Raw genomic sequence first — 14,088 nt, forward strand, 5'->3', positions numbered from 1 at the left:
TTCCTTTAATCGATCTTGATGTTGGCGCGCTGCGCAACGTCACGCATCTGCGGCAGTTCTTTCTGGATCAGCGCTTCGCCGTCGGCGGCGCTGGAGAAGGCCGCTTCAAAGCCCTGCGCTTCCAGGCTCTTGCGCACGTCCGCCGAGCCGACCGTGGCGCGCAGGGCGGATTCAAGTTTAGTCTTCACGTCGGCGGGCAGGCCGCGCGGGGCGGCGATCATCAGCCAGGTGTCCATGGCCACCGACGGGTAACCCTGTTCGGCAAAGGTCGGCACGTCGGGCAGGAAGCTGGACCGGGCGGGGGCCGACACGGCCAGCACGCGCACCTTGCCTTGCTTGCTTTGCGGCAGCGCGGCCGCCACGGTGTCGACCGAGAACGGAATCTGGCCGCCGATCAGGTCGGTCATGGCGGGAGCACTGCCCTTGTAGGGCACATGGATCATCTTGATGTCGGCGGCCGACAGGAAGGCTTCGCCGACAAAGTGCGCGGTGGTGCCGGCGCCAAACGAGCCATACGCGGGCGGTTCATTGCTGCGTTCCTTGGTGTAGGCCACCAGTTCCTTCAGGTTCTTGACCGGCACCTCGGGGTTGGCCAACAGCGCCAGCCCGGTGCGGCCCACGATGCCGATCGGCTCGAAGCTCTTGACCGGGTCGTAGGGCAGCTTTTTCTGAATGGCGGGGTTGACCGTGAAGGTGGTGCCGGAGCTGACCAGCAGCGTGTAGCCGTCAGGCGCGGCCTTGGCCACGAAGCCGGCGCCGATCGCGGTGCCCGCGCCGGCGCGGTTTTCCACCACGATGGTCTGGCCCAGTTCCTGGCCGAGCTTTTGCGCGATGACGCGGCCCAGCACGTCGGTGGCGCCACCGGGCGGGAAGGGCACCACCAGGGTGACCGGGCGCGTCGGGTAGGCATTCTGCGCGCTGGCCACGGCGGGGATGGCGAAGGCGCCGGCCAGGGCGACGGAGAGGGCAATCAAGGGAGTCTTCATGGTCATGCTCGACGAGAGTGGTGGAGGGAGGTCGCGTCTGTCGGCGCCTGGGGATTTGCCGCGAATCCTTGCCCGCGGTTCAGAAATCGGTCGTACTCTTCGGCCGGCACGAACAGCCCGCCGGTGGTCCAGGCCAGATGCGTGGCGCGCGGCAGGTGCGGCAGCAGCTTGCGTTGGCGCAGCCATTGCTGGCCCGCGATGCTGCCCAGCAACAGGCGCGGCCCGGAAAAACCCGCCGCGGCCGACGGCTCAATGCGCAAGCCTTCGCTGTCATGCAAGCGTGCCAGGTCGCCGTAGAGCGTGTCGTCCGCCACCGTATAGACGCCGGCCAGCAACTGACCGACAGCTTCGTAAGCCAGTTCCGACGCGCGCGGCACGGCCAGGCCATCAGCCTCGGTCTGGTTGGTCAAGCCGATGTCGTAGACGGACGGCGGCACCGGCACACCGGGCAATTCCCCATTGCCGGCCATCATGCGTAGCAGAAAGCAGGGCGATTGCACCGGCTCGGCAAAGAAACAATGCACGTGCGCGCCGAAAAGCAGCGATAGCCCGAAGGCGATGCCGCCCGGCGCGCCGCCCACGCCGCAGGGCAGGTACACGAACAGCGGATGTTCGGCGTCCACCACGATGCCGGCCTGCGCAAGCTGGTCACGCAGCGCCAGCGCGGCCGCCGCATAACCCAGGAATAGCGACGCTGAGCGTTCGTCGTCAACAAAATAGCCGTGCGCGTCGGCCTCGACCTGGCGGCGTCCGGCCGCCACGGCTTTTTCGTAGTCGCCCTGATGTTCAACCACTTCGACACCCCGGGCCCGCAGGCGCGCCTTCTTCCATTCCTTGGCGTCCGACGACATGTGCACGGCGGCACGAAACCCCAGCGCCGACGCGATCACGCCGATGGACAGGCCCAGGTTGCCGGTCGAACCCACGGCCACCTGGTATTGCGCAAAGCAAGCGCGCGCCTCTGGCGTGCCTAGCTTGCGGATATCGTCGCCGGGCGCAATCAGGCCGCGTTCCAGCGCCAGCTTTTCGGTGAACTCCAACACTTCATGAATGCCGCCGCGTGCCTTGATCGAACCGGCCACGGGCAGGGCGTGATCTGCCTTCAACCACAAGCGCCCCGATGTCGCCGGCAAGCCCAGCGCCTGTTGCATCGCGGCGGCTTCCAGCAGCGGCGATTCAATCACGCCGGCGGATTCTTCCAGTTCCGGAAACAACTGCGCCAGCAAGGGCGAAAACCGCGCAAAGCGGTCATGCGCGGCTTGCACGTCGGCCAGACTGAAAGGCGCGGCGGCCAGTGCGCTGGCGCTCGTCGCGGCCTTGCCGGAACGGGTCCACAGCGTGGGCCGCGCGGCGCGCAAGGCTTGCAAGGACAAAGAGGAAACAGCAGCGTGGGACGGGGGCATGAATACCGTTGCAAAATGAAAAACGTCATCGAACGGTCACATCCTAGGCGGGGCTTTAGCGTTGCGGCAATATGCGTTGTTAGAATTGTTCGTTGCGCTTAACGCAAACCAAGGGGAAACCCGATGAACCTGCAAGTCCTGCAAGAAATGGCCGTTCGCTACTTCCTGGAAGTGGCGCGCTGCGGCTCTGTCAGCGTGGCGGCCGAAAAGCTGGACGTGGCGCCGTCAGCGGTCAGCCGCCAGATTGCCAGGCTGGAGCGTGAGCTGGGCACCTTGCTGTTCGAACGCCGATCGCGCGGTATGACCCTGAACGCCGCGGGCGAATTACTGGCCGCCCATGCCAAGCGCGCGCAGCAGGACGTGGAGCGTGTCTCCGGCGAAATCATGGGCCTGCGCGGCTTGCGCCAGGGCCTGGTGCGCGTCGTCTGTACCGAAGGCTTCGTGCATGACGTGGTGCCGGCCGCCATCGCGGAATTTCGCAAGCAATACGCCGGCATCCGCTTCACGCTGGAAGTGTGTTCGCAGCGCGAGGTGCCGGCCCGGGTGCGCGATGGCGCGGCCGACATCGGCATCACACTGGGCCTGACCTCGCATCGCGACATGCAAGTGGAACTGCGCATGCCCGCGCCCGTGCGCGCGGTGGTGGCCGTCGACCATCCGCTGGCGTGCCGCGCCGATGTGTCGCTGGCGCAATTGATGGCCTATCCGCTGGCCTTGCCCGAAGCCGATTCCACCTTGCGGCAATTGATCGACATCAGTTGCAGCCGCCAGCAGTTGCAGTGCGAACCGGTGTTCTCCAGCCGCAGCGTCGACGCGCTGGTGGCCTTTGCCGGGGCCGGTGGCGGCGTGGCGTTCTGCGGCGAACTGGCCATCCGCTATCGACTGCGCGGCAAGCAAGTGGTGGCCGTACCGCTGCGCGACCGCGAAATGAACGAACGCCATTTTGAGGTGCAGACGCTGGCCGGGCGCGTGCTGCCGGAAGCGGTCAAGGCGTTTATCGCCAGCTTGCGTACACAGTTGGATGCGGAATGATCCTGTAGGAACAAGCGGCGCCAGGCGTATGATTTCAGCCAGAGGACCAGCACCGGCCTGACGGCGGGCAGCAAGCCCGCGCGCCAGCTTTGCCTATCACGGCTTCGCATCGTTCCACGCGCTATCCATGCGCGGGAGCGCACAGGCGTCGCGCCATGGACCATCTGCTGCTTGCCGCATCCCCGTCACCGGCGGGTGATCACGACTTCAAGGTATTCACTGGGCACCACCATCGTCGCGTCGCCAGAGCGATTGAACCGGTCTATCAGCGCCATCAGATCGCTTTCCATCGCGGCTTGTGCGGTGGGTTCCAGCATGGAAAACGCCTTGAGGACCGGGCCGTAATAGCTTCTGAAGATCTGCACGAAATGCGCCGGCGAGAGATAGCGGAACACGAAGTGCCGCGCTTCCACCTGGATCGCCGAGGCATCAGCGCCAAACATCTCGTCGATGCGCGCCCGCGTGCCCCACAGCGCGGGCGATTTGACGCCGGCCGGTGGCGGAACATGCTTGCCGATGGTCTTGAAGATCTGGCCGACGAAGCTTTCCGGCGTCCAATTGGCCAAGCCGATCTTGCCGCCCGGGCGGCACACGCGCAGCAGTTCGGCGGCGGCCTTGTCCTGGTCGGCCGTGAACATCACGCCGAAGGTGGACACGACGGCGTCAAAGCTGCCTGGCGCGAAGGGCAGGGCTTCGGCATCGGCTTCCTGGAATTCAATCTTCAGCCGTTCGGCGGCGGCGCGTTCGCGGCCACGGCTCAGCAGCGCGGGCACATAGTCGGTCGACACCACCTCGCACCAACGTCGCGCGGCGGCCAGCGATGCGTTGCCGTTACCGGCCGCCACATCAAGCACTTTTTGACCGGCACGGACATCAAGAGCCTCGCAAAGTTGTTCGCCCACGATTTGAAGCGTGGTGCCGATCACGGCATAGTCTCCGGAAGACCAGGTGGCTTGCTGGCGGGTTTTGACGGCGGCAAGTGTGGGGGGAGCGGAAGGCGGGGCGGAAGCTGGCGCGGAAGTCGGCGCGTCGGGAACGGCGGCAATATCGGATGCGGACATGTTCTGTCTCCATCAAGGCTGGGGGATAGCGCCGGCGGACATCGGCGGCACCGTGCCGATGCGCGGGCAGGGGCCCAAGAGCTTGCGCGGTTCGTGCAATCGGCACTCAACCGTAGAGCGGGCACGTGGAGGCAAGCGTGGTAGCCGGCGTGGAATCCGACGCGGCTGGCGGGGAGGGGTTTCCCCAGGGCGGCGGTGTCATTCGTATTCAACTGCTGGGGCCAACCGCCATCAGCCGGGCGGGCGTGGCCTTGCCCTTGCCGCCATCCCGCAAGCTGCGCGCGCTGGTGGCTTACCTGGCGCTCGCGACGCACCCCGTTTCCCGCGCGCATCTGTGTGAACTGCTTTGGGACATCCCCAATGATCCGCGCGGTGAACTTCGATGGTGTCTCAGCAAGGCAAGAACCCTGCTGGACGATCCGGGCCGCCATCGCGTTCAGGCGGCGCAAGACAGCGTGACGCTGGACCTGCACGATTGCCGTGTGGATGTCTTCGACATAGAACAGGCGATGCGGCAGGGCATCAATAACGTCGGCACCGAGCGGCTACGCACGCTGGCGGCGCTGTTTGTCGGAGATTTCCTGGACGGGTTGCAGATCCGATCCTGTCCGATGTTCGATAGCTGGCTGGTGGCGCAGCGGCGGCGATTCAGAGCCTGCCAGGCGGCGGTGCTGGAACACCTGGCCGCGACGCTGCCCGACGGATCCGAAGAGCGCTACGACTGCCTGGACAAGTGGCTGCGGCTGGCGCCGTTCGACCGGCACGCGCACGTGCGGATGCTGCAATCGCTGCACGCGCGTCAGCAACTGCGCGAAGGCGAAGAACACCTGGCCGCCGCAGTTCGGGCGTTTGAAGACGAAGGGCTGGATTGGCGTCCGTTGCGGGATGCTTGGCGGCAGTTACGGCTGGCGCCGGCCGATTTTCCTCAGTCGCCCAATTCACCCGCGCCGCCCGAGCCCCCTGACCCGGCAGCAGCGCCCCACATCACAACGCTCGCGGCGGCGCCAGAAGCCGGCCAAGGCCAAACCCGGCGCGCGTCGATCGCGGTCATGCCTTTCGCGGATGCATCGGCGCGCAACGGGGTGCGGGGAGGGCTGGGCGATGGCTTGGCCTACGACATCATCACCCGCCTGGCCAAGCTGCGCAGCCTGTTCGTCATTGCGCAGGGCACCGTGTTCGCCCTGGACCAACGCAGCGTGGGGCCGGAAGAGGCCGGCCGGACGTTGAACGTGGACTTCGTGGTCAGCGGCTTGTTGCGCCGGCACGCCAGGCGGATCATCGTTGACGTGGCGCTTGTCCAAGCCCGGACCGCCCGCATCGTGTGGGCGGAAACCTTCGACCATGCGCTGGACGACGCCTTCGTGGCGCTGGACGACATAGGCAACCGGATCGTTGCCTCGGTGGAAATCGAAGTGGAATCCGCCGAGCGCGAGCGCGCCATCCTCACGCCACCCAATTCGCTGGACGCCTGGTCGGCGCATCATCGCGGCCTGTGGCACATGTACCGCTTCAACCAAGCTGACAACGCGCAGGCAAGACGTTTCTTTCAGATGGCGGTGCGGCTGGACCCGACGTATTCCCGCGCGTACGCCGGGCTGTCGTTCACGCATTGGCAGGACGCTTTTCAACGCTGGGGCGAGCAGAACCCGGCTATGGATCTGGCGTACCAAGCCGCAAGCCAGAGCTTGACCGCCGACGACCGCGACCCCGCCGCGCATTGGGCCATGGGGCGGGCCTTGTGGCTACGCGGCAGCCAGGAACCATCGCTGGCGGAATTGCAGCGCGCGGTGGACCTGAGCCCGAATTTTGCACTGGGGCATTACACCCTGGGCTTCGTGCATTGCCAGTCGGGCGACGCGCAGGCGGCAATCGGGTCGTCCGATCATTCACGCCATCTAAGCCCCTTTGACCCCTTGCTGTTCGGCATGCTGGCCGTGCGCGCGCTGGCGCTGGTGCGGTTGGGGCGCGTTGAGGAAGCCGCTGACTGGGCGGTGAAGGCAGCCATGCGGCCCAACGCCCACCTGCACATTCTGGCGATTGCCGCGCATTGTCTGGCGCTGGCTGACAGGTTGGACGAGGCGCTGGGGTTTGTGGCGTTGATTCATCAGGCAAATCCGGCGTACCGGTTGGCGGATCTTCTGAATGCGTTCCGGCTGACGGTGGATGCGGAGGGCTTGTTCAGGGTCGCGGCTGGGCGGATTGGGTTGGGCTGAGGCAACGCCGCTGGCGCTGCCTTGCCCTTGGCCATGCTACTTCCTTGCGGCCGCTTCGTCCTGGAACGCGCGCGTCTGGCGATCCAGGCTTGCTTTCCACTCATCGCCCGGTTGGAACGCGAGCACCTGGGCGTCGCGCCCCGATGCCGCGAGGAAGGCGGGGTCCTTGAGCATGTCCTGGAGCGCCTGCTCGAGCTTGTCGCGAATGGCGTCCGGCAGGGTGGCCGGCCCGCCCATGCCGCGCTCGGAGGAGTATCGCAGGGCAATGCCGGACTCCGCCGCCGTGGGGATCGTGTCATTGTGCCGCTTGTCGCTGGTGATCGCGATCGCTTGAAAGGGGCCTTTCGGGTCGTTCAGCTCCGGAACCTCGGTCACGGTGATCAAGCCGTAGTCGATGTGATCGCCCAGCACCCCCAGGCGGATGTCGCCGCCTCCCTTGAACGGCACACTGTTGCCTTTCACGCTCTGGCTGCGTTCCATGTCCATCAGGGCCAGGTGGCCCGTCGTGCCGTCGCCGCTATGGCCGAACGACAGCGATTCTGGCGTTTGCTTGAGCTTCGCGACGAGCTGCGTCAGGTCGTCAGGCGCGTTCGAACCCCGGCGCTTGATGAAGAGCAGCGGGTCATCGACCAGGCGGGCGATGAGCCGGATGTCCTCGGGCTTGTACTTTGCGCCCTTGCTGACGGGCAGGTACACGAAACCGGGCGCATTGATCATGCCCAGCGTGTAGCCGTCCGGCTTGGCGGCGGCAACATAGCGGACCGCGATTTCCCCGCCCGCGCCGGGCTTGTTGACCACGATGATCCGAGCCTTGTCGCCCAGACGCTTTTCCATGTGCTGCGCCACCAGGCGCGCCATGACGTCGGTGCCGCCGCCGGGCGCGAAGCCCACGACCAGTTCGATCGGGCGGTCATCCGGCCAGGCCGCATGAGCTGACCCAACCGTCAGTGCCAATGCCCCGGCCATCAGAAACCGCTGCAATGCGCTTGCTTTCATGTTTGTCTCCCCGATTGGCTGTCGCGCGCAATCGCGCGCTAGTTGACCTGGATGCCGGCCGATTGGACGAGCTGGCGGTAGCGTTCCAATTCCTGCGCCCAGAATGTGGTGAAGGCTGCCGGCGTGCTTTGCCGCAGCTCCGCGCCCATGGCAATGAGGCGCTGCGCGTACGCGGGATCGGACATGACGGCGTTCAGCGTGCTGCTCAGCTTGTCCACAATGGGCCCGGGTGTGCCGGCCGGCGCCGCCAGGCCGAACCACGTCGTCAGCTGCATGCCGGCCATGCCCAGTTCCTCGAACGTGGGCACGTCGGGAATGGCCTTGAGCCGGGCGTCGGCGGCAACGGCCAACGCGCTCACGCGCTGGCTCTGGATGTGTCCGATGGCGCCGTTGTCGAACATGTAGTCCAGCCGTCCTCCCATCAGGTCGGTCAAGGCAGGGTTGTTGCCCTTGTACGGCACATGCGTGACCTCGATCTTGTTGATTGCGCGGAAGAGTTCGCCGGACAGATGTCCCGAGTTGCCGATGCCGCCGGACCCGTAGGTCAGTTTGCCGGGCTGCTTGCGCGCCGCCGCCACGATGTCGGCCGGACGTTTGAACGGCGAGTGCTCGGGAACGATGAGCACGCTGGGCACCAGCGCGACTTCTCCAATCGGCGCGAAGTCCTTGATCGGGTCGAAGTGCACCTTGGCATACAGATTGGGCGCCGAGACGTTGGCCGAGCTGCTGGCCAGCAGGAGGGTGTAGCCGTCCGGCGCGGCGCGGGCAAATTGGGTGGTTGCGATGGTGCCGGAAGCGCCCGCCATGTTTTCGACCACAACCGTCGCATTCAGGTGTTTGCCCAAGGCATCGCCCAGCGAGCGGCCAATGGTGTCCGCCGAGCCGCCCGCCGGCCAAGGCACGATGAGGCGTATCGGTTTGTCCGGGTACGGCGCGGCCGCCATGACGGCCGCGCTGCACGCGGATGCGAGGGCGCCGCACGCCCAACGCCTGATGGGAAAGCGCATGTTTGTCTCCTTGTTGAACCCTCCCTCTTGCTCGATGGCGTGTCGGGGAGGTGTGAAAAGGCGCCGCGATCAATCTGTACGAGCCTTGGCGGCCTCCTTGGGATATGCGCAAGGACGAGGGCAGCAGCAGGTCCTGCGGGTGGGACATGTCGGCCAGATTGCGCTGTAAGGTGCCCCAGATTAATCCGTTATGAAAAAGCCGAATAAATAGAATTTCGTGATGGAATTCATCACGACGGGACATGGCGCGGCCGGCGCGCGGGGCTACTTGGCCAACCAGCGGGCTGAGGGCCAGCGTGCATTGCGCACCGCCTCGCGCGCGCATTGGATCAGCTCGTTCATGACGCAACGCACGGAATTGGCGATGGGACGGGTGGCCGGTTGCGCCAACACGATGCGCCGCACCAGCAACGGATCAACGACCGGGGCAGCGGCCAGGATTGAGCGATCCACGTCGTCGGCCACGGCGATCGAGGGCAGGATGGTGTAGCCGTGCCCGTCCAGCACCAGGCGCTTCTGCACGCTCATCGCATTGGTCTCGGCCACGATGTGCAGCTCGGTCTCTTGCATGCGCGCGGCCTGTTCGACCAGCGAGCGCAGGCCATGCGGCGCGCCCGGCAATACCAGGGGCCGGCCGATGATGTTGGCCATGCGGACAGGCGTGCGGGTGTCGAGTCCGCTGTCCGGCGGACCCACGAACCACAGGCTCTCTTCCAGCAAGGTGCGGAATTTCAGCGCGGGATTCGGCTTGGAGTCGTACAGCAGCGCGATGTCCACGTCGCCGGTTTCCAGCCACGACTGCAGGTGCCCGGCATACCCCGCCGTCAACCGCAGGCGGATGCCGGGATAGTGGGCCGCCACGGCGGACAGCAGCGCGCTGGACAGCATGTCGGCCGTGCTGGGTAGTAGCCCCACGGTGACGATGCCGCCCACCGTGCCGCTGGACGGCCGGATCTCGGCGCGGGCGCGGTCCAGTTCGTTCAGGGCACGGCGGGCGTAATCCTCGAGCGTCTTGCCGGCGTCGGTCAGTTCCATGCCGAGGCGGCCGCGCGTGAAGAGCGCCGTGCCGATATCGTCTTCCAGCAGCTTCAATTGCCGCGAGACCGCTGGCTGCACGATGTTCAGCAGGCGGGCCGCGCTGGTCACGCTGCCCGTCTCGGCCACGGTCACGAACGCCTTCAGTTGCTTCAAGTCCATCAGCGGCTCCGGGTATGCGCAAGGGTGATGATTTCCATCACGAAATTCTATTTAGTTGGCGATTCTATAGCGATATAAGATGCCTCGCAGCACTTAGCCACCCGGGAAATCCACTCATGACTACAACCACCACCGAGGCGCCTGCTTGGCAGCAAGCCGTGTTCGACGCGCTGAAAGCCGGCGGCATCCGCCAGATCGCCTACGTGCCGGACGCCGGCCATTCCTACGCCATCCGGCAGGCGCAACTAGATCCGGAAATCATCGACGTCGTCCTGACCACCGAAGAAGAGGGCGTCGCCGTCGTCAGCGGCGCGTGGCTGGGGGGCCAGCGCGCCGCGTTGCTGATGCAAAGCAGCGGCGTGGGCAATTGCGTGAACATGTTCTCGCTGCTGCGCAGCTGCAACTTTCCCTTTCTCACGCTGGTGACGATGCGGGGCGAGTACGCGGAATTCAATCCCTGGCAGGGGCCGATGGGCAAGACCACCCAGCAGGCGCTTGAACTGATGGGCATCACCGTGCTGCGGGTGTCGAACCCCGACGAGGTCGGAGAGATCGTCAGTGCCGCTGCCGATTCCGCATTTTTTGCTGGCGAGCAGGTTGCCGTCCTGCTGTCGCAGACCTTGATTGGACGTAAGAAGTGGGAGCGCAACTGATGTCGGCCACCTTGAATGCTTCGGGCGCCGTGGACCGCCGCGCCTTCGTGTCGCAACTGATCGCGGCCTCGCCCGACGCGCTGATCGTCTCGGGCCTGGGGTCTCCGTCCTATGACGTTTTTGCCGCGGGCGACCGGGACCAGAATTTCTATCTATGGGGCGCCATGGGCGGCGCCGTGGCGCTTGGCCTGGGCTTGGCGCTTGCGCAACCGGACCAGCCTGTGCTCGTCATCACGGGTGACGGTGAACAGCTGATGGGTGTGGGTACGCTGGGCACCGTCGGCGCCAGGCAGCCCAGGAACCTGACTATCGTGGTGCTGGACAACGGCCACTTCGGCGAGACCGGCATGCAGCGCAGCCATACCTCCCTGGGAACGGATCTGGTGGCCGTGGCGCAGGGGTTCGGTATCAAGGACGCGTTTGCCGTCAAAGAAACAGGCAGGGCGGGCGAGGTCGCCGAGCGCGTGATGGCGCGGCGGGGCGTGAGCTTCGCCCAGGTGTTCATCAACCCGGACGAACCGCCGCGCGCGCTGCCGCCGCGTGATGGTGTGTACGTCAAGAACCGCTTCCGGGCCGCCCTGGGGTTTTCGACGTTCTGAGCAGAGGCAGCCCCTTGGGCTGCCATGCTGCATTCAGGCAGGAGGCTGTGATGAAGACGTCGATGTGGCGGTGCAGGCCGCCCATTTCGCGTTTTTGAAGGACCGTGGGCGGAACTGACTGCCACCGAGCGCGGCTGGTTGCTGTTTGACTGGCCGCGCATATCGTAAAATCGCATAATGTGTATTATGTAAAGTACGAGTTATGCGTTTCCGGGCACTTACACCCGCCCGCTCGACCTTCCTGTCATTCAACAGCCCCCTCAATCTTGTTCTGCAGCGGCAACTCGGCCTCTCGCCACGCCTCTATTCCACCCTGGATGTATCGCACCGGAATTCCGCCCGCATTCAGCGCCATGGCGACGCCCTGACTGACTTCATGGCCGTGGACGCAGTAGACGATCGTTGGAATGGTCGGGTCCAACTCGCGCAGCCATTGGCTTACCTCAGCGGGATCTCGCCATGTCGATCCTGCGATCTGGTCGGTCGCGGCCTTGAATACCGGGCGCCTGCGCACGTCCAGGATGACGGATCCGACTGCGTCAGCCGCCTCCTGGGCCTGTACCGCTAAATCACTAATCTGCTTCATGGCACCACCTCTATAAGCTGAGTTTCACGACCAGGCCAACGACGGCGCAGGCCGCAATGACTTCGATGACACCGCGCTTGAACTTGAAGAGCGCGATGGCGGCGCCCAGCGCGATCAACGCCGAACCCAGGTCAAATCGCCCTGCCAGGCCTTCCGGCCACAGGACGTGATACCCGAAGAACACCGCCAAATTGAGGATGACGCCGACTACCGCTGCGGTAATGGCCGTCAGTGGCGCTGTGAATTTCAGGTCTTCCTTTGTCGCCTCTACCAGCGGGCCGCCCGCCAGAATGAACAGAAACGATGGCAGAAAGGTGAACCAGGTGACGATAATCGCAGCCAGCGCACCGGCCAGGAACAAGGCGTCGGGGCCCAGAAGCGCTTTGGCGTATCCCCCAACAAACCCCACGAAGGCGACCACCATGATGAGCGGTCCTGGCGTGGTCTCGCCCAGCGCCAAGCCGTCAATCATCTGAATCGGCGTCAGCCAGGCATGGCTGTCGACAGCGCCTTGATAGATGTACGGCAGCACCGCGTATGCCCCGCCGAACGTCAGAAAAGCCGCCTTGGTGAAGAACCAGGCCATCTGCGTATATGCGCCCTGCCAGCCGTACAAAACGGTCAATATTCCCATCGGCACGGCCCACAGCAAGCCCCCTATCGCCACAATGACCGCCAATCGTGACCAGCGAAATCTGGCGTGCTCAGGGGTGGGCGTGTTGTCATCGACCAATGCGGGGCCAAAGCCCGGTGCGCCGGAGCTGTGGCGAGCCCCAACGCGGAAGTACGCCGGCCATTTCCTGCCACCGATGAAGCCGATCAATGCGGCGGCTGCGACGATCAAGGGAAATGGCACATTCATGGCGAAGATCGCCACGAACGCTGCCGCCGCAATACTCCAGAGCGCTGGATTCTTCAACGCGCGCGAGCCGATTCGATGCGCGGCATGCAAGACGATGGCCGTCACGGCGGGTTTGATTCCATAGAACAACCCTGCGATGACAGGCACATCGCCCCAGGAGATATACACCCACGACAAGCCGATCAGGATGAACAACGAGGGAAGCACGAAAAGCCCCCCTGCTATCACCCCTCCCCAGGTTCTGTGCAGCAGCCATCCGATATAGGTGGCCAGTTGCTGGGCTTCCGGACCGGGCAGCAGCATGCAGTAGTTCAGGGCATGCAGAAACCGGCGTTCACTGAGCCAGCGCCGTCGCTCCACGAGTTCGGTGTGCATGATGGCGATTTGCCCGGCGGGTCCGCCAAAGCTGATAAATCCCAGTTTCAGCCAGAACCAGAACGCTTGGCGAAAGCTGACGGGCGGTGGCGCTTCCGTTGACACCAAGGAGGGCTCCGGAGATGGTGCCGTGCCCTCCTGTATTTGCGTGTTCATGTCGCACCTTCTTTCTCGAAGCTGGCCAGCAGGCCGTCGAAAACGCTACCCGCTAAAGCCAGCAAGCGGTCGTCATCGGAGACTGTCTCGCGCAAGCCCGCCAAGACCTGCTCCACGCCCGCGGCTTCCGCCGGCTGCACGCCGCCTGCGTCCAGGTAATGAACGATCGATCCCAGGCGGTCCAATGCGGGACTTTGCAAGCGAAAGGCGGCCACCAGCGTTTCGAACGTGACCTTGGCGCCCACATGGGAGAACGCTGCCCCATCAAAGTCGAACCCCAAGGCGTCGCTGGGGCAATCCGCCGGCGATTGCAGCCACAGGAAGCGGGCGTGGGGATCGATGGATCTACGAATCAACCAGGCGCTAGCCAAGCGATCCACCCACGGGCGTGCGCGGGTTGCCCAGGCGCGGCCTTGATACTCAGCGACGGACAAGTGAGGAATGGCGCTATCCGCCGCGTGGGGTTCGTCTGGCGACAGCGCCCTGTTCGCGCCCTCTTCCAGGTCTTTCAGTGCGTAATCCGCTTGCTTTTGCGCCTCGCCCGAGAAGAAGTCGATAAGCGATATCTGAACGAACCGTTTGCGTAGCTTGCGCGCTTGCTTGAGGGTGTCCATGGCGCTGTCGGGCGTCAACACGCTGTGCACCCGTGCTACCTCTTTCATCAATTCGGCGTAGTCAGCCGAACGGTCGAAAAGCCCCTGATACCCGCCCTGCTCGTCCGCGTCCACCTCTGCGCGCAGCAAGTGGGCATTGCCCCCGTTATCGCGTACGTCTTGCGCAATCGCGGCCAGACGGGAGTCGTTGCCGTCCTGCCTGGGCAAGAGGTAGACCCCGTCGCGCAGCACGGCTGCGCCACAGGATTTCAGCGCTCGCCAGGCGCGCATGCGTGCCGTGGCGTTTTCAGTGGGCATCGAGAGGACAAGAGTGAGCCAGTTCATGAGCAAAGCGTACTGCTTTGTAGA

Annotated in this window: 13 protein-coding genes; 4 read left to right on the forward strand and 9 right to left on the reverse strand. The window is 64.9% G+C overall.

From position 1 onward, the window contains the following. Positions 1–5: 5 nt before the first annotated feature. The gene (locus tag P8T11_RS04930; RefSeq protein ID WP_268077989.1) at positions 6–992 is read right to left on the reverse strand and encodes a Bug family tripartite tricarboxylate transporter substrate binding protein; all 987 of its coding nucleotides are present in this window, start codon (positions 990–992) and stop codon (positions 6–8) included. Next, positions 989–2,389: a D-serine ammonia-lyase gene (locus tag P8T11_RS04935; RefSeq protein ID WP_268077988.1), complete on the reverse strand. Its 1,401-nt coding sequence runs from the start codon at positions 2,387–2,389 to the stop codon at positions 989–991. Before P8T11_RS04935 ends, P8T11_RS04930 begins: the two co-directional genes overlap by 4 nt. Positions 2,390–2,512: 123 nt before the next feature. Between P8T11_RS04935 and P8T11_RS04940 the strand changes: the two genes are divergently transcribed. After that, positions 2,513–3,421 (forward strand): LysR family transcriptional regulator, encoded by a 909-nt coding sequence (locus tag P8T11_RS04940; protein ID WP_268077987.1) that lies wholly within the window; start codon positions 2,513–2,515, stop codon positions 3,419–3,421. A gap of 185 nt (positions 3,422–3,606) precedes the next feature. Here the strand turns inward: P8T11_RS04940 and P8T11_RS04945 are convergent, their stop codons facing one another. Beyond that, positions 3,607–4,482, reverse strand: a complete 876-nt coding sequence (locus tag P8T11_RS04945; protein ID WP_268077986.1) for a class I SAM-dependent methyltransferase — start codon at positions 4,480–4,482, stop codon at positions 3,607–3,609. A gap of 125 nt (positions 4,483–4,607) precedes the next feature. On the opposite strand from P8T11_RS04945, the gene P8T11_RS04950 reads away from it, so the two are divergent. Continuing rightward, positions 4,608–6,695, forward strand: coding sequence for a transcriptional regulator (locus P8T11_RS04950; protein ID WP_268077985.1), 2,088 nt, complete (start codon positions 4,608–4,610; stop codon positions 6,693–6,695). A 36-nt stretch (positions 6,696–6,731) separates the two neighbouring features. Here P8T11_RS04950 and P8T11_RS04955 read toward each other — a convergent pair whose 3' ends face one another. The 3 genes from P8T11_RS04955 to P8T11_RS04965 form a co-directional block, all read right to left on the reverse strand. Continuing rightward, positions 6,732–7,691, reverse strand: coding sequence for a tripartite tricarboxylate transporter substrate binding protein (locus P8T11_RS04955; protein ID WP_268077984.1), 960 nt, complete (start codon positions 7,689–7,691; stop codon positions 6,732–6,734). Between the two features lie 38 nt (positions 7,692–7,729). After that, on the reverse strand, positions 7,730–8,698 hold the full coding sequence (locus tag P8T11_RS04960; RefSeq protein WP_268077983.1) for a Bug family tripartite tricarboxylate transporter substrate binding protein: 969 nt from the start codon (positions 8,696–8,698) through the stop codon (positions 7,730–7,732). 264 nt (positions 8,699–8,962) lie between these two features. Continuing rightward, entirely contained in the window at positions 8,963–9,895 is a 933-nt protein-coding gene (locus P8T11_RS04965) for a LysR family transcriptional regulator (RefSeq protein ID WP_268077982.1), read from the reverse strand. A gap of 116 nt (positions 9,896–10,011) precedes the next feature. Here P8T11_RS04965 and P8T11_RS04970 point away from each other — a divergent pair, with 116 nt between their 5' ends. Together P8T11_RS04970 and P8T11_RS04975 are read left to right on the forward strand one after the other, a co-directional pair. Then, positions 10,012–10,548 (forward strand): thiamine pyrophosphate-binding protein, encoded by a 537-nt coding sequence (locus P8T11_RS04970; RefSeq protein WP_268077981.1) that lies wholly within the window; start codon positions 10,012–10,014, stop codon positions 10,546–10,548. Continuing rightward, positions 10,548–11,147 carry a thiamine pyrophosphate-dependent enzyme gene (locus tag P8T11_RS04975; protein WP_268077980.1) on the forward strand — a complete coding sequence of 200 codons (600 nt, stop codon included), beginning with the start codon at positions 10,548–10,550 and terminating at the stop codon, positions 11,145–11,147. Before P8T11_RS04970 ends, P8T11_RS04975 begins: the two co-directional genes overlap by 1 nt. 244 nt (positions 11,148–11,391) lie before the next feature. Here P8T11_RS04975 and P8T11_RS04980 read toward each other — a convergent pair whose 3' ends face one another. Genes P8T11_RS04980 through P8T11_RS04990 form a run of 3 tightly spaced genes read right to left on the reverse strand, consistent with a single transcriptional unit; the run spans position 11,392 to position 14,064 of the window. Beyond that, positions 11,392–11,733 (reverse strand): rhodanese-like domain-containing protein, encoded by a 342-nt coding sequence (locus P8T11_RS04980; RefSeq protein ID WP_268077979.1) that lies wholly within the window; start codon positions 11,731–11,733, stop codon positions 11,392–11,394. Between the two features lie 10 nt (positions 11,734–11,743). Next, the gene (gene chrA / locus P8T11_RS04985; RefSeq protein WP_346781070.1) at positions 11,744–13,126 is read right to left on the reverse strand and encodes a chromate efflux transporter; all 1,383 of its coding nucleotides are present in this window, start codon (positions 13,124–13,126) and stop codon (positions 11,744–11,746) included. Then, complete coding sequence (locus tag P8T11_RS04990; RefSeq protein ID WP_268077977.1) at positions 13,123–14,064, reverse strand: chromate resistance protein ChrB domain-containing protein; 942 nt, start codon at positions 14,062–14,064, stop codon at positions 13,123–13,125. Before P8T11_RS04990 ends, chrA begins: the two co-directional genes overlap by 4 nt. Positions 14,065–14,088: the final 24 nt, after the last annotated feature.

This window comes from Achromobacter spanius, assembly GCF_029637605.1.
Classification (GTDB): Bacteria; Pseudomonadota; Gammaproteobacteria; order Burkholderiales; family Burkholderiaceae_B; genus Achromobacter; species Achromobacter spanius_E.

What these genes read in the sequence shown, in the direction of transcription:
- P8T11_RS04990 (WP_268077977.1), bottom strand. Translation starts at nt 14,064, where the DNA reads ATGAACTGGCTCACTCTTGTCCTCTCGATGCCCACTGAAAACGCCACG.
- P8T11_RS04970 (WP_268077981.1), top strand. Translation starts at nt 10,012, where the DNA reads ATGACTACAACCACCACCGAGGCGCCTGCTTGGCAGCAAGCCGTGTTC.
- P8T11_RS04955 (WP_268077984.1), bottom strand. Translation starts at nt 7,691, where the DNA reads ATGAAAGCAAGCGCATTGCAGCGGTTTCTGATGGCCGGGGCATTGGCA.
- P8T11_RS04975 (WP_268077980.1), top strand. Translation starts at nt 10,548, where the DNA reads ATGTCGGCCACCTTGAATGCTTCGGGCGCCGTGGACCGCCGCGCCTTC.
- P8T11_RS04960 (WP_268077983.1), bottom strand. Translation starts at nt 8,698, where the DNA reads ATGCGCTTTCCCATCAGGCGTTGGGCGTGCGGCGCCCTCGCATCCGCG.
- P8T11_RS04940 (WP_268077987.1), top strand. Translation starts at nt 2,513, where the DNA reads ATGAACCTGCAAGTCCTGCAAGAAATGGCCGTTCGCTACTTCCTGGAA.
- P8T11_RS04935 (WP_268077988.1), bottom strand. Translation starts at nt 2,389, where the DNA reads ATGCCCCCGTCCCACGCTGCTGTTTCCTCTTTGTCCTTGCAAGCCTTG.
- P8T11_RS04965 (WP_268077982.1), bottom strand. Translation starts at nt 9,895, where the DNA reads ATGGACTTGAAGCAACTGAAGGCGTTCGTGACCGTGGCCGAGACGGGC.
- chrA (WP_346781070.1), bottom strand. Translation starts at nt 13,126, where the DNA reads ATGAACACGCAAATACAGGAGGGCACGGCACCATCTCCGGAGCCCTCC.
- P8T11_RS04930 (WP_268077989.1), bottom strand. Translation starts at nt 992, where the DNA reads ATGACCATGAAGACTCCCTTGATTGCCCTCTCCGTCGCCCTGGCCGGC.
- P8T11_RS04980 (WP_268077979.1), bottom strand. Translation starts at nt 11,733, where the DNA reads ATGAAGCAGATTAGTGATTTAGCGGTACAGGCCCAGGAGGCGGCTGAC.
- P8T11_RS04945 (WP_268077986.1), bottom strand. Translation starts at nt 4,482, where the DNA reads ATGTCCGCATCCGATATTGCCGCCGTTCCCGACGCGCCGACTTCCGCG.